This is a genomic window from Rhodococcus sp. NPDC057297 (genome assembly GCF_042667435.1).
Classification (GTDB): Bacteria; Actinomycetota; Actinomycetes; order Mycobacteriales; family Mycobacteriaceae; genus Rhodococcoides.
Genome location: NZ_JBHUZE010000015.1, coordinates 7,952 through 29,002, shown reverse-complemented (window position 1 = coordinate 29,002; position 21,051 = coordinate 7,952). Strand labels below are relative to the sequence as shown.

General features: G+C 64.9%; 25 protein-coding genes and 4 tRNA genes. 21 read left to right on the top strand and 8 right to left on the bottom strand.

The window, feature by feature from the left end:
- The 3 genes from ACFULT_RS26815 to ACFULT_RS26805 all read right to left on the bottom strand — a co-directional run bounded on the left by ACFULT_RS26815 (position 1) and on the right by ACFULT_RS26805 (position 2,552).
- Positions 1-438 (bottom strand): hypothetical protein, encoded by a 438-nt coding sequence (locus ACFULT_RS26815; protein WP_037105557.1) that lies wholly within the window; start codon positions 436-438, stop codon positions 1-3.
- Positions 439-515: 77 nt separating this feature from the next.
- The gene (locus ACFULT_RS26810) at positions 516-1,652 is read right to left on the bottom strand and encodes a GGDEF domain-containing protein (RefSeq protein ID WP_378483050.1); all 1,137 of its coding nucleotides are present in this window, start codon (positions 1,650-1,652) and stop codon (positions 516-518) included.
- Positions 1,653-1,658: 6 nt separating this feature from the next.
- Positions 1,659-2,552: a 1,4-dihydroxy-2-naphthoyl-CoA synthase gene (locus tag ACFULT_RS26805; protein WP_378483049.1), complete on the bottom strand. Its 894-nt coding sequence runs from the start codon at positions 2,550-2,552 to the stop codon at positions 1,659-1,661.
- 49 nt (positions 2,553-2,601) lie between these two features.
- Here ACFULT_RS26805 and ACFULT_RS26800 point away from each other — a divergent pair, with 49 nt between their 5' ends.
- Genes ACFULT_RS26800 through ACFULT_RS26790 form a run of 3 tightly spaced genes read left to right on the top strand, consistent with a single transcriptional unit; the run spans position 2,602 to position 4,709 of the window.
- The gene (locus tag ACFULT_RS26800) at positions 2,602-3,231 is read left to right on the top strand and encodes a PaaI family thioesterase (RefSeq protein WP_037105562.1); all 630 of its coding nucleotides are present in this window, start codon (positions 2,602-2,604) and stop codon (positions 3,229-3,231) included.
- Positions 3,228-4,214 (top strand): o-succinylbenzoate synthase, encoded by a 987-nt coding sequence (locus ACFULT_RS26795; RefSeq protein ID WP_378483048.1) that lies wholly within the window; start codon positions 3,228-3,230, stop codon positions 4,212-4,214. The genes ACFULT_RS26800 and ACFULT_RS26795 overlap by 4 nt, the downstream gene beginning before the upstream one ends.
- Positions 4,215-4,262: 48 nt before the next feature.
- Positions 4,263-4,709 carry a DUF6918 family protein gene (locus ACFULT_RS26790; protein WP_037105567.1) on the top strand — a complete coding sequence of 149 codons (447 nt, stop codon included), beginning with the start codon at positions 4,263-4,265 and terminating at the stop codon, positions 4,707-4,709.
- Positions 4,710-4,818: 109 nt separating this feature from the next.
- On the opposite strand, the gene ACFULT_RS26785 is transcribed toward ACFULT_RS26790, so the two are convergent.
- Positions 4,819-6,234, bottom strand: a complete 1,416-nt coding sequence (locus tag ACFULT_RS26785; protein WP_378483047.1) for a DUF2252 domain-containing protein — start codon at positions 6,232-6,234, stop codon at positions 4,819-4,821.
- Positions 6,235-6,258: 24 nt separating this feature from the next.
- Positions 6,259-6,864 carry a flavin reductase family protein gene (locus ACFULT_RS26780; protein ID WP_378483046.1) on the bottom strand — a complete coding sequence of 202 codons (606 nt, stop codon included), beginning with the start codon at positions 6,862-6,864 and terminating at the stop codon, positions 6,259-6,261.
- Positions 6,865-6,937: 73 nt separating this feature from the next.
- Between ACFULT_RS26780 and menD the strand changes: the two genes are divergently transcribed.
- A complete protein-coding gene (gene menD, locus ACFULT_RS26775) occupies positions 6,938-8,572 on the top strand; it encodes a 2-succinyl-5-enolpyruvyl-6-hydroxy-3-cyclohexene-1-carboxylic-acid synthase (protein ID WP_378483045.1) in 1,635 nt (544 codons plus the stop codon).
- An 8-nt stretch (positions 8,573-8,580) separates the two neighbouring features.
- On the opposite strand, the gene ACFULT_RS26770 is transcribed toward menD, so the two are convergent.
- Positions 8,581-9,087, bottom strand: a complete 507-nt coding sequence (locus ACFULT_RS26770; RefSeq protein WP_037105574.1) for a DUF2505 domain-containing protein — start codon at positions 9,085-9,087, stop codon at positions 8,581-8,583.
- Positions 9,088-9,144: 57 nt separating this feature from the next.
- Between ACFULT_RS26770 and ACFULT_RS26765 the strand changes: the two genes are divergently transcribed.
- The 4 genes from ACFULT_RS26765 to ACFULT_RS26750 all read left to right on the top strand — a co-directional run bounded on the left by ACFULT_RS26765 (position 9,145) and on the right by ACFULT_RS26750 (position 12,110).
- On the top strand, positions 9,145-9,567 hold the full coding sequence (locus ACFULT_RS26765; protein ID WP_094720807.1) for a DUF3592 domain-containing protein: 423 nt from the start codon (positions 9,145-9,147) through the stop codon (positions 9,565-9,567).
- Positions 9,568-9,728: 161 nt separating this feature from the next.
- Positions 9,729-10,187, top strand: coding sequence for a hypothetical protein (locus tag ACFULT_RS26760; protein ID WP_378483044.1), 459 nt, complete (start codon positions 9,729-9,731; stop codon positions 10,185-10,187).
- Between the two features lie 68 nt (positions 10,188-10,255).
- Positions 10,256-11,392 (top strand): glycosyltransferase family 1 protein, encoded by a 1,137-nt coding sequence (locus tag ACFULT_RS26755; protein ID WP_176460033.1) that lies wholly within the window; start codon positions 10,256-10,258, stop codon positions 11,390-11,392.
- 79 nt (positions 11,393-11,471) lie between these two features.
- Positions 11,472-12,110 (top strand): demethylmenaquinone methyltransferase, encoded by a 639-nt coding sequence (locus ACFULT_RS26750; RefSeq protein ID WP_230595925.1) that lies wholly within the window; start codon positions 11,472-11,474, stop codon positions 12,108-12,110.
- A gap of 3 nt (positions 12,111-12,113) precedes the next feature.
- On the opposite strand, the gene ACFULT_RS26745 is transcribed toward ACFULT_RS26750, so the two are convergent.
- Positions 12,114-13,412 carry a geranylgeranyl reductase family protein gene (locus ACFULT_RS26745; RefSeq protein ID WP_378483043.1) on the bottom strand — a complete coding sequence of 433 codons (1,299 nt, stop codon included), beginning with the start codon at positions 13,410-13,412 and terminating at the stop codon, positions 12,114-12,116.
- Positions 13,413-13,489: 77 nt separating this feature from the next.
- Between ACFULT_RS26745 and ACFULT_RS26740 the strand changes: the two genes are divergently transcribed.
- Both ACFULT_RS26740 and htpX read left to right on the top strand, forming a co-directional pair.
- A complete protein-coding gene (locus ACFULT_RS26740) occupies positions 13,490-14,509 on the top strand; it encodes a polyprenyl synthetase family protein (protein ID WP_378483042.1) in 1,020 nt (339 codons plus the stop codon).
- Between the two features lie 100 nt (positions 14,510-14,609).
- Positions 14,610-15,470, top strand: a complete 861-nt coding sequence (gene htpX / locus ACFULT_RS26735) for a zinc metalloprotease HtpX (protein ID WP_094720810.1) — start codon at positions 14,610-14,612, stop codon at positions 15,468-15,470.
- Between the two features lie 2 nt (positions 15,471-15,472).
- On the opposite strand, the gene ACFULT_RS26730 is transcribed toward htpX, so the two are convergent.
- Positions 15,473-15,973 (bottom strand): YajQ family cyclic di-GMP-binding protein, encoded by a 501-nt coding sequence (locus tag ACFULT_RS26730; protein WP_378483041.1) that lies wholly within the window; start codon positions 15,971-15,973, stop codon positions 15,473-15,475.
- A gap of 178 nt (positions 15,974-16,151) precedes the next feature.
- Here ACFULT_RS26730 and ACFULT_RS26725 point away from each other — a divergent pair.
- From ACFULT_RS26725 to rplA, 11 genes are all read left to right on the top strand, one after another.
- Positions 16,152-16,234, top strand: a tRNA-Tyr gene (locus ACFULT_RS26725).
- A 153-nt stretch (positions 16,235-16,387) separates the two neighbouring features.
- Positions 16,388-16,460: transfer RNA gene (locus ACFULT_RS26720), tRNA-Thr, on the top strand.
- 64 nt (positions 16,461-16,524) lie between these two features.
- Positions 16,525-16,597 (top strand) — tRNA-Met (locus ACFULT_RS26715).
- A gap of 60 nt (positions 16,598-16,657) precedes the next feature.
- Positions 16,658-16,825 (top strand): 50S ribosomal protein L33, encoded by a 168-nt coding sequence (gene rpmG, locus ACFULT_RS26710; RefSeq protein ID WP_019666436.1) that lies wholly within the window; start codon positions 16,658-16,660, stop codon positions 16,823-16,825.
- Positions 16,826-16,995: 170 nt separating this feature from the next.
- Entirely contained in the window at positions 16,996-17,481 is a 486-nt protein-coding gene (gene hadA, locus ACFULT_RS26705; protein ID WP_196248810.1) for a (3R)-hydroxyacyl-ACP dehydratase subunit HadA, read from the top strand.
- The gene (hadB, locus tag ACFULT_RS26700) at positions 17,468-17,893 is read left to right on the top strand and encodes a (3R)-hydroxyacyl-ACP dehydratase subunit HadB (protein ID WP_026348024.1); all 426 of its coding nucleotides are present in this window, start codon (positions 17,468-17,470) and stop codon (positions 17,891-17,893) included. Before hadA ends, hadB begins: the two co-directional genes overlap by 14 nt.
- Positions 17,894-18,050: 157 nt before the next feature.
- A tRNA-Trp gene (locus tag ACFULT_RS26695) sits at positions 18,051-18,123 on the top strand.
- 69 nt (positions 18,124-18,192) lie between these two features.
- Complete coding sequence (secE, locus tag ACFULT_RS26690) at positions 18,193-18,669, top strand: preprotein translocase subunit SecE (protein WP_378483040.1); 477 nt, start codon at positions 18,193-18,195, stop codon at positions 18,667-18,669.
- Between the two features lie 67 nt (positions 18,670-18,736).
- Complete coding sequence (gene nusG, locus ACFULT_RS26685) at positions 18,737-19,555, top strand: transcription termination/antitermination protein NusG (protein WP_037105600.1); 819 nt, start codon at positions 18,737-18,739, stop codon at positions 19,553-19,555.
- A 78-nt stretch (positions 19,556-19,633) separates the two neighbouring features.
- Complete coding sequence (rplK, locus tag ACFULT_RS26680) at positions 19,634-20,068, top strand: 50S ribosomal protein L11 (protein WP_019666431.1); 435 nt, start codon at positions 19,634-19,636, stop codon at positions 20,066-20,068.
- Positions 20,069-20,154: 86 nt separating this feature from the next.
- Positions 20,155-20,874 (top strand): 50S ribosomal protein L1, encoded by a 720-nt coding sequence (rplA, locus tag ACFULT_RS26675; protein ID WP_019666430.1) that lies wholly within the window; start codon positions 20,155-20,157, stop codon positions 20,872-20,874.
- Positions 20,875-21,051: the final 177 nt, after the last annotated feature.

Sequence of the window (21,051 nt, the reverse complement as noted above, 5' to 3'; positions counted from 1 at the left end):
TCAGGGTGTTGCTTCGTGGCCCCGTTTGTCGTGTGTGCGCCGCGACTCCTTCATTTCCGCTTCGAAGACGTGTCGCTTGCCCTCCTGCAGTTCGTCCCTCGTCTGCTTCTCGTGCTGCCGAAACGCCGACCAGTAGAGATCGTCGAACTCCTCGACGATCTGGAACGACCACCTCCCGTCGATCGCGTTGCGACCGATCATCTCCTCCGACAGTCGGTCGGCTGCCGACGCGTTCCCGGCCTCTCGCAGCGCGTCGACTGCCTCGCCGAGCTGCAGGTCCGCGTGTCCCATCAGCTGGTGGAACGAGTACAGGTGGCCGCGGGCGCGCTCGATAGTCTCGAGTGCCTCGGAAACCTTGCCGACGGCAGCGACCGTGTCGTCGGACAGTCCGTCCGGTCGTCGGTGTTCGGGAGAGGGTGTCTGGCGGTCGGTCGTCATGATCGTCGTATTGCCGGTTCGTCAGGTTTCAATCAGGGCCCGGTGTCGATCTGGGCCCGGTGTCGATCTGGGCAGGCTCAGATGAGCGTGGTGACCACTCGGTTGCCTCCGGACGCCTTGGCCTCGTACATCATCGAGTCGGCCACTCTCGACGCAGTGTTCACCGTGTCGGAGCCCGTCGTCCACAGGTGGGACTCGGCGTACAGAATCGCGGCGCCGACGCTGACGGTGACCGGGACGAAATCGCCCTCACCGTGCAGGGCACGTCGGATTCCGTGGATGAGCGCGTCGATGTGCAGTCTCGACGTCACCACGGCAGCCAGATACTCTTCACCGCCCGTCCGTCCCAGCACTCCGTACCGCGACACGTGTGTGGTGAGGCGCTCGGCGACGCGGCAAATCACCGCGTCACCCTCGTCGTGGCCGTGGATGTCGTTGACCGACTTGAAGTTGTCGATGTCGACGACGATCACCGCAGCACACTGACCTTCGCGGCGTCCCCTCGGCCACAAGTCCTCGAGTGCGGCGTCGAGACCCCGGCGGTTGAGCAGGCCGGTCAGCGGATCGAGTGCGGAACTGCGCGCGTCGGCGGACAGTGTCGTCAGGAAGATGTGCGAGGTGACGGGAACACTCATGATGCCGAGCAGCACCACGTCGGTCTGAACGAGCAAGGTGATCGTGTCCATGTCGCCGCGCACGTAGATCGCCACTGCGAAGCCGATGGCGATTCCGGAGGCGAACATCAGGTGCGCCACCACCCAGCGGGGGCTGAGGAAGAACGTGACGAATGCACCGATGACGGCGTAGAGGACACAGCCGAGGAGCGCGTTGCGTAGATCCAACACCGACAGTGCAGCGGCGACGCCCAGGTCGGAGTAGATCGCGAACGACACCACGCCGAGGCGCCCAGGAAACGGCCGAAGCACCCACAGTGCAGCGATGATCAGGTTGACAATGCACAGCGTCAACGTCAGCGCAGTCGCCGCGGTGCCCGTCGGACCGCCGATCGCGAACAGCGACGTGAACGACATCGCACTGATGTTGATCATCGACAGGGCGACGATGATCCGAACGATCTTTCCCGACGGGCGTGAGTTCTGGAACTCGCGCATCCATTCGTAGTCGTGCTTCTGCAGGAACCACGACGTCACCGACGACCACGCACTGTCCGGTGCGCGGCGTCGATGCGTGAGGGGATCTCGGGAAACGGACATGAACCTTCAGAAGTACCGGGGGAACGGCGACCAGTCGGGGTCCCGCTTCTGCAGGAACGAATCGCGGCCCTCGACGGCCTCGTCGGTCATGTACGCCAGACGCGTCGCCTCACCGGCGAAGAGTTGCTGGCCGACCAATCCGTCGTCCTGAAGATTGAACGCGTATTTCAACATCCGCTGAGCCTGCGGCGACTTGGCGTTGATCTTCGCGGCCCACTCGATGGCCACGTTCTCGAGCTCGTCGTGATCGACGACGCGGTTGACTGCGCCCATTCGATGCATCTCCTCGGCTGTGTACGTGTCGCCGAGGAAGAATATCTCGCGAGCGAACTTCTGTCCCACCATCTTCGCGAGGTACGCACTGCCGTAACCGCCGTCGAAACTGCCGACGTCCGCGTCGGTCTGCTTGAATCGTGCGTGCTCGCGGCTCGCGAGGGTCAGGTCGCAGACGACGTGCAGGCTGTGCCCACCGCCCGCGGCCCAACCGTTGACCAGACAGATGACGACCTTGGGCATGAACCGGATCAGCCGCTGGACCTCGAGGATGTGCAACCGCCCGGCCCGCGCCTTGTCGACCGTGTCCGCGGTGTCTCCCTCCGCGTACTGGTAGCCGCTACGTCCACGAATGCGTTGATCTCCGCCCGAGCAGAACGCCCAGCCGCCGTCCTTCGAGCTCGGTCCGTTGCCGGTGAGGAGCACCGTGCCGACGTCCGAACTGACCCGCGCGTGTTCCAGCGCGCGGTACAGCTCGTCGACCGTGTGCGGCCGGAACGCGTTTCGGACCTCGGGACGGTCGAACGCGATCCGCACGGTGTCGTCGGTGACGTGGCGGTGATAGGTGATGTCGGTGAGGTCGTCGAACCCGGGAACCGGCTGCCAGAGCGAAGGAGTGAAGGTCACCTGGGTCACGATAGAGCCAGGGCATCGGACCGCACGATACGGTGCACAGATGAGTGACGACGCACGCCAGGACGAGTACTCCCACCACGGCGGATTCCCGAAGTTCACCCCCGCGAACGTCGGCCCCGAGTGGGGGCGCCTCGTCGAAGCGCTGCGGACACTGCAGGACCTCGCCGTCAGTACCGCTCCCACCCAGGAACTGACCGAGAAGCTCGCCGAGCAGGTCGAAGCGATGAACGCCGAGCTTGCACCGTTCCGAGTTCCCGAAGGTGAATCTCCTGCCGGGCGGGCCATCGATCTTCCGGGCCGCGGATCACTGCTGATGCTGCCGTGGCGCATCGAGAAGTTCGACGCGGAAGGTGTGCGCAGCCGAGGCGTGTTCCGTCGCTATCACCTGGGTGGGAACGGTGCCGCACACGGAGGAACACTGCCGTTGCTGTTCGACGACATGTTCGGGCTGATCCAGCACGCGTACGGACGTCCGATCAGCCGAACCGCGTACCTGCACATCAACTACCGCAAGATCACCCCACTCGACACCGAACTGGTGGTCGAGGGCAGTGTCGACCGAGTGGAGGGTCGAAAGACGTTCATCAGTGCCGTCCTGCGTGATCTCGACGGAAACGTCCTCGCGGACTCCGACGCCCTGATGGTTCAGCTCCTCGAGGGCCAGCAGTGACACCGCCTCTCGACGAACTTCTCGTGTCCTCGCACGTCCTGTCTCTCCCGATGCGAACGAAGTTCCGCGGCATCACCACCCGCGAGGTGATGCTGTTCCGCGGACCTGCCGGCTGGGGCGAGTTCGCACCCTTCGTCGAATACGACGACGCCGAATCGTCGAACTGGCTGCGCTCGGCCGTCGAAGCAGCGTGGGAGGGGCCACCCCAGCCGTATCGCGAACGTGTCCGTGTCAACGGAACAGTCCCCGCCGTCACCCCCGACGAGGTGCCCGCCATCCTGGCCCGATACCCCGGCGTCGACACCGCCAAGGTCAAGGTCGCCGAGAAAGGACAGGGCAGCTTCGAGACGAGCGTCGCCGACGACGTCGCGCGGGTTCGAGCCGTCCGGGCGCTCGTCCCACACGTCCGGGTCGACGCCAACGGCGGATGGACCGTCCCACAGGCGGTGAACGCCATCTCGGCGTTGCTGGAGGACGGCGACCTCGAGTACGTGGAACAACCCTGCGCGACGGTCGACGAGCTCGTCGAACTGCGACGTCTTCTCCCCGGAGTGCGTGTCGCGGCCGACGAGAGCATCCGGCGCGCCGAGGACCCGCTCCGTGTGGTCCGCGCAGGCGGAGCGGACGTCGCCGTCGTCAAGGTCGCTCCGCTCGGCGGCATGCGGGCCCTACTCGAACTCGCCGGTGAACTCGAGGAGTACGGAGTGCCCGTGGTGGTGTCGAGTGCACTCGACTCCGCGGTGGGGATGGCCTCGGGTCTCGCCGCTGCGGCCGCGATCCCCAGGTTGGAGTTCGCGTGCGGCCTCGGGACCGGAAGCCTGTTCACCGGCGATGTCGCGGACGGTCACGGCATCGTGGACGGAACCATCGCAGCCGTACCCGTCGAACCCGATCCGCAGAGATTGACGGCTCTCGCCGCCGCACCCGAGCGGGTGCAGTGGTGGCACGAGCGAGTTCGGCGAACATACACCGGCCTGCGGTAGTCTTCCCCGGTTCGAAGGAAGAAACTGAACCTCCGGGAGGAATTCGAAGTGGTTGCTGCACTCAGGGAATCGTTGCTCGACGAGTCGAAGCGCGATGTTCTGCTGCCCGACGTCCTGGCGCTGATCGACGCCGAGGTGTCGGACAAGAAGGGCGCCAGTGGCCTGGCGGTCAAGGGCGGCTACGGAGCTGTCAAGAAGGTCGGACCGTCGTACATCGAAAAGGCCGTCGAGACACTGTGGCCCGATTTCGTCGATCAGCTCGAGCCGTTCTGGCAGTCCTACAACGCCGCGCCCGCCGGGACGTTCTCCGATTACCTCGTCGCGAACTCGGACCAGGTGTCGAACGCGCTGCTGTCGGTGACGGACTCGCGCATCGAGGACACCGACAAGAGCGTCGTGAAGAAGTTCTACGGCAGCCTGCGCGGTTCCGCGCAGAAGAACGTCGCCGAGGCACTCCCGCGTCTGGGCGCACTGGTCACCAAGTACGCCGCCTGACCCCTACGCGAGTGGAGCGGAACCGGCGGGTCACTCCGCAGGCTCCGCTCCCAGTAGGCTCCGCTCCCGGTAGGCTCGGCTCCCGGTAGACAAGGGCCTACATTTTCACTCACAGCGCGAAGCGGCCCCGGCGAACGGCGTCGACGAGCAACGCGTGATCGGCCTCGGTCTGATCGGCGTACAGCCGGGCGAACCTGCACAGCGCGATATCGAGCGTGTCGGACTTGCCCACGTAACCGGCGATCATCGAGGCGCCACTGGTACGCGCATGCCCCTTGGCCAGTAGTCGACCGACCACTCCCGCGTAGTCGACGAGGGCCGGAGCATCGATCGAACCCAGATCGATCGTGCCCTTCATGTTCCGGAACTGCCGCACGTAGTACTGCCTGCCGTCGATGGTGGTCCACCCCAGCAGCGGATCGCTCACCGTCTGTAGATCCTGCTGGTACTCGACCACGCGCTGCCCCTGATGCGCGTGCCACGCATCCTTGCCGTGCACGTACGGCGCCAACACCGAACGCCGCGCCTGCTTGAGTTGCAGGAACACCACGTCGTCCGGGCTCGATCCCTCGAGCAGTGCCACGTACGCCCGCAGTCCGACGCTTCCGACGCCGACGACTCGATGCGCGACGTCGATGAGCGTGTACCCACCGAGCACCCGACGCCAGTGCGGGGAGAGCGTCGTCAGGTACTCGTCCAGCCCCTCGGCCAGGAGATCCTCGTCGCGGGCCGAGATGCGGGTGGTGATCGGGGGCTCCTCGACCAGCCTGCGGGTGCCTTCGTGTTCCTCGGTGAACCTAGGAAGAACGCGGTCGCTGGTGCGCCGACGAGCCTTCTTCGTGGCTCGCTTGATCTCCTTGCGCAGCGAACCCTCGGTGGCGTCGGCCTGCAATTTCTCCGCGGTGAGCCGTTGGAACGACCGCGACATCAGGGGCTCGTCGGCCAAGCGTGACACCTCGACGCGATACGCCCGCACGCATGCGGCGACGGCCTCCTCGCACTGGGCTTCGGTGCGTCCGTTCTGCCGGCCGGCCACCCAGATGCTTGCGACGAGGCGTCGGAGATCCCATTCCCACCCGCCGGGGTGCGCCTCGTCGAAATCGTTCAGATCGATCACCAGGTCACGCTCGGGAGATGCGTAGAACCCGAAATTGCCGAGATGCGAGTCGCCGCTGATCACCGGATTGATTCCGGTCGACGGCAGCAGGGCCACGTCTCTGGCCATGACGATCGCGGTGCCGCGCAGGAACCCGTACGGCGACTCCACCATCCGTTCGGCACGTACCGGAATGAGCCAGTCGATCCGGCCGTCGTGGGAGAACTCGATCTGGCGGATGGGATCGTATCGATCCGCGGGCGGCGTCCAATCGCCCATCGACTCGCGGGAGACTTTGTCACGCAACTGCCTGCCGAGTTCGTAGCGTTCGGCACGTGGCGTCGGCCGTGATCTGAGCGAGGCGTAGGCCTGACGACCGACTTCGCCGATCTCGGGGAGCACTGCATGACCTTTTCGAGCATCGGGCATGACTTGAACTCTATGACCTGTGCCTCACTCCGTGGTGTCGGGACGCCTGGGTCGATCCAACAGACGAACCTCGGGAGGGAGGCCCCATTCGTTGCGGCCGAGTCGACTCACCGGGGCTACGGCGGCGAACGACGGCAAGCCGTCGTCGGCAAGGGCGTCGGTGCGGACGGCGAGTGCGACGACGCTGCCCATGACGACGAAGGAATTGCCGACCTCGACGATTCGGTGCAGCGATGCCTCGATCGCGATGGGTGAACCGGCGACGCGAGGAGGTGCGACCTTCTCGCTTGGTTCGCTTGCGATGCCGAGCTCTTCGAGTTCGCTGACACCGTGTTCGTAGCCGGCCGAGGACGCGTTGATCTGCTCGACCATCGACTCGGTGGCCACGTTGATCACGAACTCACCTGTGGCTTCGATGTTCCGCAAACTGTCCTTGCGACCCACCGATGTGAATTGCACGACCGGCGGCGTCGACGAGGACACCGAAAAGAAGCTGTAGGGCGCGAGATTGGCCACACCGTCGGCCGACACTGTGGACACCCAGGCGATGGGACGCGGCACTACTGAGGCTGTGAGCAGGGAATAGAAGCCGCCCGGCGGCATCTCGGACGGATCGAAGACAGTTCTCACTCCTTCATCGTGTCAAACACGACACAGGCGGGCCGACTAGGGCGCCGACGCGAGAATCTGACAATCTGAAGTGGTGAACCCGTCCAGTGCTCAGGCCACAGCCGTCGTCGACGAACTCGTCCGCGGCGGTGTTCGCGACGTCGTGCTCTGCCCGGGATCACGGAACGCGCCGCTCGCGTTCGCTCTGCAGCAAGCCGACGCTGACGGACGGCTTCGCTTGCACATGCGCATCGACGAACGCACCGCAGGGTTCCTCGCGATCGGTCTGATCCTCGGCAGCGGTGCCCCGGTACCGGTGGTGATGACGTCCGGCACCGCCGTCGCCAACCTCGGCCCCGCCGTCCTCGAAGCCAACTACGCCCGCCTGCCGCTGATCGTGCTCAGCGCGAACCGCCCGTACGAAATGCTCGGAACCGGCGCCAACCAGACCGTCGAACAGCTCGGGCTCTTCGGAAGCCAGGTCCGCGCCACCATCAGCCTGGGCCTCGCCGAGACCGATGCACAGAACAGTCAGTGGCGCAGCGCCGTGTGCCGTGTCCTTGCCGCATCGCGCGGAACCAGGTCCGGAAACGCAGGCCCCGTGCACTTCGACATCCCACTGCGCGAGCCCCTCGTGCCCGATCTCGCCGACGCCACCGCCGCACCCGCCGGCCGCGCCGACGGAACCGCCTGGACGACGACCCAGCAGGCGACGCTGGACGTACCCGTCGACATCGATCTGTCGATCGACACCGTCGTCGTCTCCGGGCACGGCGCGGCGTTGCGACCGGAACTGGCGGGGTTGCCGACCGTCGCCGAACCCACAGCGCCGCTGCACGGACTGCCGCTCCATCCGCTCGCGCTGGCGCAGCTGAGACCGAAGCAGGCGATCATCACCGGCCGACCGACGCTTCATCGCCCGGTCTCCGCCCTGCTCGCGAACCCCGATGTCGACGTATTCGCGATCACGACGGGTCCGCGGTGGCCCGATGTCTCCGGCAACGTCCTGGCCACCGGAACACGGGCCGTGGTCACAGGTAGCCCGAGCGAGGGGTGGCTCGCGCGTTGCGGTGAACTGTCCGCGCGCGCCGACATCGCTGTGCGGGACCAGCTGGCGGCTCACCCGAAACCCACCGGCCTCCACGTCGCCGCGACGGTCATGTCCTCGTTGCGGGACGGTGACCAACTGCTGCTCGGAGCATCCAACCCGGTGCGCGACGCCGCACTCGTGGCGTACCCGACACCGGGAGTCCGGGTGCGGTCCAACCGCGGCGTCGCCGGTATCGACGGCACCGTGTCGACGGCCGTCGGCGCGGCACTGACGAGCCCCGGACGCACCATCGCGTTGCTCGGCGACCTGACCTTCCTGCACGACGCATCGGGCCTGCTCATCGGAACCGGTGAGCCGAGGCCGGAGGACTTGACGATCGTCGTCGCCAACGACGACGGAGGCGGCATCTTCGAACTGCTCGAACAGGGCGATCCGCAGTACGCCGGTGCATTCGAGCGTGTCTTCGGAACCCCGCACGGCATGGACCTCGCGGCCCTCTGCGCGGCCTACCGAATCCCGCACTCCCGCGTCGACGTGACCGAACTTGCCGACGCGCTCGCCGGCTCCGATCATGGTCGTTCCGCAGGCTCCACTCCTGCCGGCATCCGGGTGCTCGAAGTGACGACCGAACGCTCCGGCCTGCGTGAATTGCACGCCGGCATTCGCGCTCGGCTGTAGGAGTCCGGCTAGTCGGTGTCTCTCGCTTCGGCCCACTCGACGGTCTCGCGGGTTTCCTGGTCGACCATGTCCTTGATCATGTCGTTGATGAGCGACTCGATCTTGCCGCCGATCAGAGGGATCTTGACGGTCGAGCGGCCGCGCACCGTCAGGACCGACCCGTCACCGTCGGGTCGAAGCGCCAATGTGCCCTCGACCTTCGCGGGCAGCGACGACGAGCCGCCCGCGAGGGTGCCGTCGGCTGCATCGCCGTCGAGTGGCCCCCAATGGTCGGTGCGGGTGATCAGCAACTTGCCCTTGATGACCTTCTTGACGAACCCCGGCAGCTCGGACGTGCCGACCTCCTCGGAGATGTCGACGGTGAAAGCGCCGTCCTCGTGGCGGATCATTTCGTATCCGTCGGTCTTCTTCGCCTTCTCGAACCGCGCCAGCCACTGATCTTCACTGGTCAGTGCTTCGTGGACGTCGGCGGGAGGGTACTCGGAGACGATCGTGAACTCGAAGTCGCGAGACATGCCAGCAGACGCTACCTAAAGAGGCGAGCCGGTGGGCGCACAGTAACGTTTATCGGCGTGAGCACCCCGAAAGTCACGCATCGAGCGCGGATCTCCGTCCTGATCGTCGCTACCGGGATTTCCGTTCTGGCGTTCCTGTTGGTGGTCGCGGCGTGGCAGAACGATCGCACCATCACCTCGGACGAGGGACGCGCGACGGCGGAAGTGCTGTCGGCGGGTAAGTTGCGTTCCGCGGTCAGCTTCGTCACCCCGGACGGTGTCACCCACAATCCGCAACTGGGCGTGTTGTATCCGACGAATCTCGTTGCGGGTCAACGCATCGATGTCGAATATGCGAAGGCGGATCCCGATCTGGTCAGGGTGGCGGGGAGAAACGCAGGCGTTGCGATCATTCCTGCGGCATCGGTCGTCGTCGTCACCTGGCTCGTCGCGGGTGGAGTGTTGTTCCTTCTCCGGCGGCGGGAGAAGTCGGCTTTCTGATCGGTCGAGTGGAACGTATTGCCCGATACTCCGCCCATCGACGGAATTGCGGCAATCGATGAAAGTATCGGGCAATTCATCGCATCATGAGGGATCGTGGGTCAGGCGGTGCACGACGTGACCCGTCCGCAGTTCTATGTCGAACGACACGGGGGAATCGCATGCGCGGAGTAGTCGTCACCGGGGTTGTCGCGGTTGGCGAGGTGCCCGAAAAGATGGTGGCGCCGCACCGGCTGGTAGGGCTGCACTACGCAGACAGATTCGAAGCGGCTACATCGACGATTGCTCCCGCCGAAGCCTGGGCGCGCGCGATGTTCGGGGACAGACCCGACGCCGGTACGCGGTTCGTGTTCGCGACACTCTGCAGATTCCGGCTGACCGTGGATCCTGAGACAATTGCCGGTTGTCGAGTCTCTGTGACGGGCGAACGCGAGGTCGTTCTGGAACTGGAGGGTCCGATCCTGCGCGGCCGGTTGGTCGTGGCTGCGCACGGACCGACAGTTGTTCTCACCACTCAGATGCGCTATCTCACCGTACGGGGGCGCATCGTCTGGTCGACGCTCTCGCGGATCCATCGTCGTCTCGCGCCGGGACTCTTGCGTGACGCCGCGCAGCATTAGCGCGAACTTCGCCCGCTCGTAACGTCGGCGCTGCCGGATGGTCCGAGTCCGGCTCCACACTGAGGATCGTGCGAGTAGCCATCGTTGCGGAATCGTTCCTACCCAACATGAACGGCGTCACGAATTCGGTGCTTCGAGTTCTCGAACATCTCCGACGCACCGGCCACGACGCCATGGTCGTCGCTCCGGACAATCCAGCGGGCAAACCGCGAGCCTCGATCGAGCACGATCGCGTACCGGTCCATCGCGTCCCGGCCGTCATGGTCCCCAAGATCAGCTCGCTTCCTGTCGGCGTGCCCGGTCCGGGCCTGACGGCGACGATCCGTGAATTCGCGCCGGATGTCGTTCACCTCGCGTCTCCGTTCCTGCTCGGTGCGGGCGGACTCGCAGCGGCAAGCCGTCTCGGTGTGCCCGCGGTGGCGGTCTACCAGACCGACGTCGCAGGGTTTGCCGAAAGCTACGGCCTCGGTCTGACATCCCGTGCGGCGTGGCGGTGGACACGTCGGGTTCACCGCGGAGCGGCACGGACGTTGGCCCCGTCGAGCTCGGCCGTCGAAGCTCTCGAACTGCACGGTGTACCGCGGGTCCACCGTTGGGCCCGAGGCGTCGACGCCGTCCGTTTCGCGCCGTCGTCGCGCCGGGAGGCGCTGCGTACGCAGTGGGCGCCCGACGGCAGGCTGATCGTCGGGTTCGTCGGGCGGCTCGCACCGGAGAAGCACGTCGAACGACTCGCTGCTCTGCCCGACGACGTGCAGGTGGTGATCGTCGGCGACGGTCCGGACAGGGGCGCGCTCGAGAAGCTGATGCCGACGGCGGTCTTCACCGGCCAGCTCGGCGGCGACGAGTTGGCGCAGGCGTACGCGAGCTTCGACGTGTTCGTGCACCCCGGTGAGCACGAGACGTTCTGCCAAGCCGTCCAGGAAGCACTCGCCAGCGGGGTCCCGGTGATCGGTCCCGACGCCGGAGGCCCACGTGACCTGGTGGCGCACTGCCGCAACGGCTATCTGTTGCCCGTCGACAGATTCTGCGAGTTGCTGCCGAGCGCTGTGGCGGCGTTGGCCTCGCCTGTCATGCGTGCCCGGTTCGGTGAGGCCGCCCGCACGTCGGTGCTGCACCGCACCTGGCCCGCCATCTGCGACGAGTTGCTCGGCCACTACGGCGACGTCCTCGGGTGGCAGCGCGAGCGGTCGCTGAGAACAGCCTGATCCCGGCGGCGGTAAACTCGATCGTGTGCCTACAAGTTCACGTGCCACCCTCGAGAAGGAACCGCACGAGGTCGCCTCGATGTTCGACGGCGTCGCCCGTCGGTACGACATCACCAACACCGTTCTGTCGTTCGGTCAGGATCGCAGTTGGCGGAAGCTGACCCGCGCTGCGTTGAACCTGAAGCCGGGGGAGAAGGTCCTGGATCTCGCGGCTGGAACCGGGGTCTCCACGGTCGAACTGGCGCGTAGCGGCGCATGGTGCGTCGCAACCGATTTCTCGAAGGGGATGCTGCAGGCGGGCGCTGCGCGGCCGGTGCCGATGGTGGCCGGCGACGCCATGCACCTGCCGTACGCCGATGCCAGTTTCGACGCCGCGACCATCTCCTTCGGGCTGCGGAACGTCTCCGACTTCCAGGCGGGTCTGAGGGAAATCGCGCGTGTCACCAAGCCCGGCGGGCGCCTCGTGATCTGTGAATTCTCGACGCCGACGTTCACCCCGTTCCGCACGGTGTACATGGAATATCTGATGAAGATGCTTCCTGCCGTGGCGCGGGCCGTCTCGTCGAACCCGGACGCCTACGTCTACCTGGCGGAATCGATCCGCGCCTGGCCGACGCAGGAGCAGTTGGCCACCACCATCGCCGAGTCGGGCTGGTCCGGCGTGCAATGGCGCAATCTCACCGGCGGAATCGTCGCACTGCACCGCGCCGTGCGCTGATCGTCAGGTGAAGGGCGGCCGGCTGTCGACCTTCAGTGACGCGGTGCCCGACGCTCTCCATGCCCGGGCGACGAGGTCCGAATCTGCCTCCGTCACCAGGTTTCCCATGACGCGTACCGCGACGGTCATCAACGCACGCGAGCGCATACCGATCGGTCCCGTCGCGGGTAGGAAGCGAGGGACGGTCAGGAGCCCGGCGAGGCGTCGGGCGATGGAGAAGGCCTGTCCGTAGTGCTCACGCAGCAGCGTCGGCCATGCCAGTGTGAGGTCGTTCTCGCTCAGCATGTCGGCGACGAACCGGCCGCCTTCGAGGCCGTAGTCGATACCTTCGCCGTTGAGCGGGTTCACGCACGCGGCGGCGTCGCCGATTATTGCCCAGTTCACTCCGGCCACATTCGACACTGCGCCGCCCATGGGAAGCAGAGCCGACGCCACTGCGCGAAGGTCACCCGTCAACGACCAGTCCTGCCGACGCTGCGAGGTGTACAGATCCAGCAGTGGCCGCAACGCTCCGGGGCCGGGGCGCTTGGCCGTCGCCAATGTGCCGACGCCGATGTTCACCTGACCGGTGCCGAGCGGGAAGATCCAGCCGTAGCCGGGCTGTACCGTGCCCGCGGCGTCACGCAGTTCCAGGTGGGAACTGATCCACGGATCATCCGACCTGTCGGAGTCGATGTACGCGCGGGCAGCGACCCCGAACGTGGTGTCGCGATGCCACGTTCGGCCGAGTTTCTTGCCGAGTGTGGAACGCACACCGTCGGCGACGATCAGCTTCTCGCAGCGGATCTCGTCACCGTTCGCGAACGTCACCGAGGTGACTCTCGCGCCGTCGGTGGTTGCGTCGACAGCCTTCGCGCCCTCGATCATCGTGGCACCGGAATCGACTGCCGCGACACGGATTCGGTCGTCGAGTTCGGTTCGCGGGACTGCGCTTCCGACCGTCGGCAAGGACCCGCCCGGCCATTCCAACTGAAGTTCCTGACCGAAACCGGACAGTCGCAGGCCGCGATTCTCCGCTCGTCCCCGAACCCAGTCGCCGAGTCCCAGACGATTCAGCTCGGCGATCGCGCGCGGTGTCAGTCCGTCGCCGCACGTCTTGTCACGCGGAAAGGTCGCCGCGTCCGCGAGGACGACATCCCGGCCTGCTCTTGCCGCCCATGCCGCGGCGGACGACCCGGCAGGGCCCGCGCCGATGACGAGGACGTCGGTGCTTCGCACAGCGCTCACCCGTCCAGTAAAGCAGTGGCGCCGACGGGCCTGCTCCCGCGGGGTTTCGGCCCCCTCTCGCGTGGTGTGTGGCACCTTCCGGCGCTCGCCCGCGCCAGGTTCACTACGGTAGAGACGAAACGACGCCCCCGACGAGGACAGGACGAACAATCGTGAGCACTTTCGACGCGGCCGGATCTACGGTCGTTGCCGGGGTCGACCTCGTCGATCCGCAGCTTGCAGACACCGTCGCCGCGGGGCTGGAACGCGTCGAGAAGCTGATGATCGCCGAATTGTCCGACGGCGAGGATTTTCTCACCGAGGCCGCGCTGCACCTGGCGAAGGCCGGCGGTAAGAGATTTCGTCCGCTCTTCACCGTGCTGACGGCTCAGCTCGGACCCAACCCGACCGACGAGTCGATCGTCACCGCAGCGACCGTCGTCGAACTGGTGCACCTCGCGACCCTGTACCACGACGACGTCATGGACGAGGCGACTATGCGGCGCGGCGCCGAGTCCGCGAACTCGCGCTGGGGCAACAGCATCGCCATTCTCGCCGGCGACTACTTGTTCGCCCACGCGTCGCGGTTGGTGTCGACGCTCGGTCCCGAGGCCGTCCGCATCATCGCCGAGACGTTCGCCGAGTTGGTCACCGGCCAGATGCGCGAGACCATCGGTGTGAAGAAGGACGAGGATCCCGTCGCGCACTACCTCCGCGTCGTCTGGGAGAAGACCGGTTCGTTGATCGCGGCGTGTGGCCGCTTCGGCGGTACGTTCTCCGGCGGAGACGCCGAGCACGTCGCGTCGCTGGAACGTCTCGGTGACGCTGTCGGCACTGCGTTCCAGATCTCCGATGACATCATCGACATCTCGTCGGCCACGGAGCAATCCGGCAAGACACCGGGCACCGACCTTCGCGAAGGTGTGCACACGCTGCCTGTTCTGTTCGCGCTCCGCGAGGAGGGCGCGGACGGTGATCGACTGCGTGTGCTGCTCGACGGCCCCGTGACCGACGACGCGTCGGTCGACGAGGCGCTCGAACTGTTGGGGCGCTCACCGGGAATGGTGCGGGCCAAGGCGACACTCGGAGAGTTCGCCGCGAAAGCACACGCCGAGCTCGAGAAGCTCCCGCAGGGTGCAGCCAACGACGCACTGGGTCGGCTGGTGGACTACACCGTCGAGCGGGTCGGCTAGATCCCACTCGTCTCCGACGCGCTACCCACGGGGAACTTCGTGGGGTGCGCTGATCGTTCTTCCCGTGGGTAACGAGAGAACTCCGGGAAGAGGCGCTGCAATGGGTTTCGCGAACAACGCAAAGACGTTCGGCCTGTTGGTCGGTATGTCCGCGCTCATCGTCTTCGTGGGAGCGTTGTTCAACAGTCCGACGATTCTGTTCGTGTCGGTCGCGCTCGCGATCGGTATGAACGGCTACGCCTATTTCAACAGTGCCAAGCTCGCACTGCGAGCGATGCATGCGCAGCCGGTCACCGAGGTGGAACAACCGGCGATGTTCCGCATCGTGCGCGAGTTGGCGACGACGGCGCATCAGCCGATGCCCGCGCTGTACATCAGCCCGACGAACAACCCGAACGCGTTCGCCACCGGTCGCAATCCACGCAATGCTGCGGTGTGTTGCACCACCGGCATTCTTCAGATCCTGGACGAACGCGAGCTTCGTGCCGTTCTCGGGCACGAACTGTCCCACGTCTACAACCGCGACATCCTGATCTCCTCGGTTGCGGGAGCGATGGCAGCGGTGATCTCCGGACTGGCGAACTTCGCGATGTTCGCATCCATGTTCGGGGGGCGAGGCAACGGAGGCGCCAATCCCTTTGCGCTACTGCTCGTCTCGCTGCTAGGGCCCATCGCGGCCACCGTCGTCAAGCTGGCGGTGTCGCGTTCTCGCGAGTACCAGGCGGACCGGTCGGGAGCCGAGCTGACGGGCGATCCGCTTGCTCTGGCGTCGGCGCTGCGCAAACTGGAGCGAGGCGTTCAGGCGGCACCGCTGCCGCCTGAACCGCGCCTCGCCGCCGAGTCCCACCTGATGATCGCCAGCCCGTTCCGGGCCGGAGACAAGGTCGGCAAGCTGTTCTCCACGCACCCGCCGATGGCGGACCGTATCGATCGCCTCGAACGAATGGCCAGGGGAGAGTAGAGCTAGCGGTAGTTGACGAACTGAAGCGCGAGGCCGAAGTCCTCGGACTTGAGCAGCTGTTGTACCGCCTGCAGGTCGTCCCGCTTCTTGCTGCTGATGCGTAGCTCGTCGCCCTGGATCTGCGCCTTGACGCCCTTGGGACCGTCGTCGCGGATCTTCTTGGTCAGCTTCTTCGCATTCTCGCTCGAGATGCCCTGAACGAGCTTCCCGGTCACCTTGTAGACCTTGCCCGACGCTGCCGGATCGTTGGTCTCCAACGCTTTCAGCGACACATCGCGGCGAATCAGCTTTTCCTTGAAGACGTCGAGAGCGGCTTTCACCTTCTCTTCGCTTTCGGAGGTGATCACGATCACCTCGTTGTCGCCGCTGCCCGACCACTCGATCACGGTGCCGGAACCGCGGAAGTCGAACCGCGTCGCGAGCTCCTTCGCAGCCTGTCCCAGAGCGTTGTCGACCTCTTGACGGTCGACCTTGCTCACTACGTCGAAGGAAGAATCAGCCACGTGCAACTCCTGTACTCGAATCGGTTTCGATCGGCTTCTGTGGGCCGATCCGTGAGGCTCGTCCTGACGACGTTAGCTCGTTCGCACCCGCGCTATCCACCCGGTTTGCGTTTCCGGGGGACGTTCGTTGTATTCTTCTCTCCGCGTCGAAGAGAGCGAAAGTTCTCATCGAGCACCCGGCAGATTGCCCGAGCGGCCAATGGGAGCGGACTGTAAATCCGTCGGCTTATGCCTACGTAGGTTCGAATCCTACATCTGCCACACAGATGCCCCGGCGAGAGAAATTCTCGCTGGGGTTTCTACTGTAAGAGGATCCGCAGAAAGCGCGGCGAGCACGCAATTTGGTACTCGACGCTCGGACTGTGTAACCTCTTGAAGGCTTCGACGCACGGCTTGCCGCGCAGAGAGGCGAACGCCCCCTTAGCTCAGTCGGTAGAGCGTTTCCATGGTAAGGAAAAGGTCAACGGTTCGATTCCGTTAGGGGGCTCGCTGGATTGGATGGTTCGCGTCCACACCCTTGTTAGTGAGATGGTGTAGGGGTGAGCACCTGAGGCGGTGTAGCTCAGTTGGTAGAGCAAACGACTCATAATCGTTGCGTCGCCGGTTCAAGTCCGGTCACCGCTACACAAGAAGAATGCACAGTCCTGATTAACCGGATCAGATTTACCCGAAAGTAGGCATCCAGTGGCCTCCTCCACCGATGTGCGGCCCAAGATCACCTTGGCCTGCGAGGTTTGCAAGCACCGTAACTACATCACGAAGAAGAACCGCCGCAACGATCCCGACCGCCTCGAGCTGAAGAAGTTCTGCTCGAACTGCGGCACGCATCGCGCGCACCGCGAGTCTCGCTAGTCGCGAGCCTCATCGGCTGCTGGTTCTCGTTCGGAGTCGACGCCACGCGTTAGGCTTACTTTTCGTGCCCTAACCGCATCTGCGTCCTGGGTAGAAAAGGTTCTTTCAGCGTGACCGAGTCAGTGCAGGACCCAGAGCTGGTGCAAGATCCAGCTCTGCATGCGGCGGCGATGGTGGGCCACCATTACAAGGTGGACCACGCCTACGAGGTCGGTCGTGAGAAGGTGCGTGAGTACGCCCGTGCCGTCCAGGACTGGCACCCCGCCCATCACGACGAGGATGCAGCCAAAGGCCTCGGATACGACGGCCTCCTTGCCCCGCTGACGTTCATCTCGTTGGTCGGAATCATCGCGCAGTCGCGGATGTTCAAGGAATTCATCACCGGGTACGACCCGAGTCAGATTCTGCAGACCGATCAGAGACTGCAATTCCACAAGGCCATTCAGGTCGGTGACGAGTTGTCCTGCGAGGTCTACCTGGAATCGTTCCGCCAGATGAGCGGTAGTGACATCATCACCACCAAGAACATCGTGACCGATCAGAACGGCGAGCTGGTCCAGACGACCTGGACGACGCTGGTCGCCCGAACCGGTGGCGAAGTCGACGAGAACATCGCCCACGCAGTCAAGGAAGTGATCATGCATGGCGCTTCGTAGTTTTGCGGATGTGGCGGTCGGCGACGAGCTGCCCGAGCGCGTGGTCAAGCTGACCCGCGGAGACCTGGTCAACTACGCCGGCGTGTCCGGTGATCCCAATCCGATCCACTGGAGCGACGAGGTCGTCAAGCTAGCGGGATTGGACAACGTCATCGCCCACGGCATGTTGACGATGGGCCTCGGCGCGGGGTTCGTGACGTCGTGGCTCGGCGACCCGGGTGCGGTCACCGAATACAACGTTCGGTTCACCAGCTCCGTGTACGTGCCCGCGGATTCGGCCGCGTCGGTCGAGTACACCGGCAAGGTGAAGTCGGTCGACCCCGAATCCAAGTCCGCTGTCATCGCGATCACGGCGAAGTCCGAGGGCAAGAAGATCTTCGGTAGGGCGACGGCAACCGTCCGTCTGGCCTGACCTGCCTGATTTCAAACTTCCATAGCCTGTGCAGTACACTGAGATTTCTGGGGTTGTTCAGCGCTGCGCGCTGCCGAGACTCTCTTTCGAGGGTGTGAGGTAGCGCGTACGTCGTGTGTGATTCCAGAACGGTCCGACTCCAATCGGGTTGGACCGAAGGGGCGTAGCTCAATTGGTAGAGCAACGGTCTCCAAAACCGTAGGTTGCAGGTTCAAGTCCTGTCGCCCCTGCCCATGTGGCTCCCTCACCGCATTTCCGGTGAGGAGAGCGACGGTGTCAGCTACTGAGAGGAACGACGGGTGAGCGAGGAGCGCGGCAAGCGCGAAGACGAGTCCGGGGATTCGTCAACGCCCGATTCGTCGACGCCGGATGCCTCTGTATCCCAGAACGACACTTCCTCCGCCGCTGTCGCCAAGCCCTCCGGCAAGCGCACCGCGCGACGGTCACGGACCGCAGGCGCTGCGTCCGAGCCCGTGTCGATCTCCAAGTCGTCGATCGCCAAGTCGTCGGACGGCAAGTCCACCGCGCCGTCGGGCAAGGCATCCGTTGCCACCCGCCCGCCGAAGTCCCGCGAGGCGAAGCGCCCGAACATCTTCAAGCGTCTGATCCAGTTCCTGCGCGAGGTCGTCGCAGAGCTGCGCAAGGTCATCTGGCCGAACCGCAAGCAAATGGTCACCTACACCAGCGTCGTGCTCGTGTTCGTGGCGTTCATGGTCGCGTACATCAGCGGTCTGGACCTGGCATTCACGCAAGGCGTCGAGTGGCTGTTCGGTTGACACCGATCCGCTGGCCGAGTCCGATGAGTAGTACGACATGCATGAAACGACAGAAAGGGTGCCTGCTGTGAGCACGCCGCACAACGACGCCACCGAAGTGGCCGCATTCGACGCCGATGTCGAGGCGACCAAACAGGGCCTCGAAGCGGAGCAGGCCGCTCAGGACCGCGAGACCGACGAGGCCATCGCCGCCGACGTCGCCGCTGCCGCGGGTGACGACGCGGTAGCCGACGAGACGGCAGAGGCCGAGCCCGCCGAGGTCGAGGATCCGGTTGCCGAGTTCAAAGCAGCTCTCCGACGCGCACCCGGCGACTGGTACGTCATCCACTCGTACGCGGGCTACGAGAACAAGGTCAAGACCAACCTCGAGACTCGTGTGCAGAACCTCGACGTCGGCGACTACATCTTCCAGGTCGAGGTTCCGATCGAAGAGGTCACCGAGATCAAGAACGGCCAGCGCAAGCAGGTCAACCGCAAGGTTCTGCCCGGCTACATCCTGGTCCGGATGGAACTCAACGACGAGTCGTGGGGCGCAGTCCGCAACACCCCCGGTGTCACCGGATTCGTCGGCGCCACGTCGCGTCCGTCCCCGCTGACCATCAACGAGGTCGTCAAGTTCCTCATGCCGCAGGACGGGCAGAAGAAGGACGCGAAGGCCACGGCTGCTGCAGCCGAAGGCGCCACCACCGAGACCACGTCGAAGCCGGCCATCGAGGTCGACTTCGAGGTCGGAGAGTCCGTCACCGTCATGGACGGCCCGTTCGCGACACTCCCGGCCAGCATCAGCGAAGTCAATGCCGAGCAGCAGAAGCTCAAGGTGCTGGTATCCATCTTCGGCCGTGAGACTCCGGTCGAACTGGGCTTCACGCAGGTCGCCAAGATCTAGTCGGCGCCGCGTGGGCGAGCCCACACAGAACTTGCAGTAGTTACCGCAAGAAACCCGAGCGAATACAAGGAAAAAGAAATGCCCCCGAAGAAGAAGAAGCTAGCCGGGATCATCAAGCTTCAGATCCAGGCAGGACAGGCCAACCCTGCTCCTCCCGTCGGCCCCGCACTGGGTCAGCACGGCGTCAACATCATGGAGTTCTGCAAGGCGTACAACGCAGCGACCGAGTCGCAGCGCGGAAACGTCGTGCCGGTCGAGATCTCGGTCTACGAAGACCGTACGTTCGACTTCAAGCTCAAGACTCCTCCGGCCGCCAAGCTGCTGCTCAAGGCCGCAGGCGTCGCCAAGGGTTCGGGCGAGCCGCACAAGACCAAGGTCGCCAAGGTGACCATGGACCAGGTGCGCGAAATCGCCAAGACCAAGGCAGAAGACCTCAACGCCAACGACATCGACCAGGCCGCGAAGATCATCGCCGGTACTGCTCGTTCGATGGGCATCACGGTCGAAGGCTGATCTCGGCCTCGTCACACACGAAGCGTCACGTGGGAGGGCCTGCCAGGCCTGTCAACCACACTGAACTCATGATTGGACAGTAAGAAATGGCAAAGCGCAGCAAGGCCTACCTCGAGCAGGCCGCAAAGGTGAATGCAGACAACCTGTACTCGCCGCTTCAGGCAGCACAGTTGGCCAAGGACACGGCGTCGAGCAAGTTCGACGCCACCGTCGAGGTCGCCGTTCGTCTCGGCGTCGACCCTCGTAAGGCCGACCAGATGGTGCGCGGCACCGTCAACCTTCCCCACGGCACCGGCAAGACCGCTCGGGTCATCGTTTTCGCCGCTGGTGAGAAGGCTGCAGAAGCAGAGGCAGCAGGAGCCGACGTCGTCGGCGCAGAGGATCTGATCGAGCGCATCCAGGGCGGCTTCCTGGACTTCGACGCCGCGATCGCCACCCCGGACCAGATGGCCAAGGTCGGCCGCATCGCCCGCGTCCTCGGACCGCGTGGCCTCATGCCGAACCCGAAGACGGGCACCGTCACGAACGACGTGACCAAGGCCGTCAACGACATCAAGGGCGGAAAGATCAACTTCCGCGTCGACAAGCAGGCCAACCTGCACTTCGTCATCGGCAAGGCATCGTTCGACAACGCCAAGCTGGTGGAGAACTACGGTGCAGCACTCGACGAGATCCTCCGTGCGAAGCCGTCCTCCGCAAAGGGCCGCTACGTCAAGAAGATCACGGTCTCGACGACAACCGGACCGGGAATCCCCGTGGACCCGAACCGCACGCGTAACCTCCTCGAGGACGACGCAGAAGCGTAAGCAGTAGTACTGGAAGAGGGCCGACCCCACCGGGGTCGGCCCTCTTTCGTGTTTCGTGCGTCCCGGGAGCCGACCTGTCGCGGGGCGAACAAGGGGTGTGGGGGAACAAAAAAAACAACCAACCCCAAAACGACCCCGAAAGGGTGGGGGGGGGGCGGAAAGAAACCCCCCGATTGA

Bases quoted from the DNA above. Each gene is read 5' to 3' on its own strand.
- hadB (WP_026348024.1), top strand. From the start codon at position 17,468: ATGGCGCTTCGTAGTTTTGCGGATGTGGCGGTCGGCGACGAGCTGCCC.
- hadA (WP_196248810.1), top strand. From the start codon at position 16,996: ATGGTGGGCCACCATTACAAGGTGGACCACGCCTACGAGGTCGGTCGT.
- ACFULT_RS26810 (WP_378483050.1), bottom strand. From the start codon at position 1,652: ATGTCCGTTTCCCGAGATCCCCTCACGCATCGACGCCGCGCACCGGAC.
- rplK (WP_019666431.1), top strand. From the start codon at position 19,634: ATGCCCCCGAAGAAGAAGAAGCTAGCCGGGATCATCAAGCTTCAGATC.
- rplA (WP_019666430.1), top strand. From the start codon at position 20,155: ATGGCAAAGCGCAGCAAGGCCTACCTCGAGCAGGCCGCAAAGGTGAAT.
- ACFULT_RS26800 (WP_037105562.1), top strand. From the start codon at position 2,602: ATGAGTGACGACGCACGCCAGGACGAGTACTCCCACCACGGCGGATTC.
- ACFULT_RS26750 (WP_230595925.1), top strand. From the start codon at position 11,472: ATGTTCGACGGCGTCGCCCGTCGGTACGACATCACCAACACCGTTCTG.
- ACFULT_RS26770 (WP_037105574.1), bottom strand. From the start codon at position 9,087: ATGTCTCGCGACTTCGAGTTCACGATCGTCTCCGAGTACCCTCCCGCC.
- ACFULT_RS26760 (WP_378483044.1), top strand. From the start codon at position 9,729: ATGCGCGGAGTAGTCGTCACCGGGGTTGTCGCGGTTGGCGAGGTGCCC.
- htpX (WP_094720810.1), top strand. From the start codon at position 14,610: ATGGGTTTCGCGAACAACGCAAAGACGTTCGGCCTGTTGGTCGGTATG.
- ACFULT_RS26785 (WP_378483047.1), bottom strand. From the start codon at position 6,234: ATGCCCGATGCTCGAAAAGGTCATGCAGTGCTCCCCGAGATCGGCGAA.
- ACFULT_RS26815 (WP_037105557.1), bottom strand. From the start codon at position 438: ATGACGACCGACCGCCAGACACCCTCTCCCGAACACCGACGACCGGAC.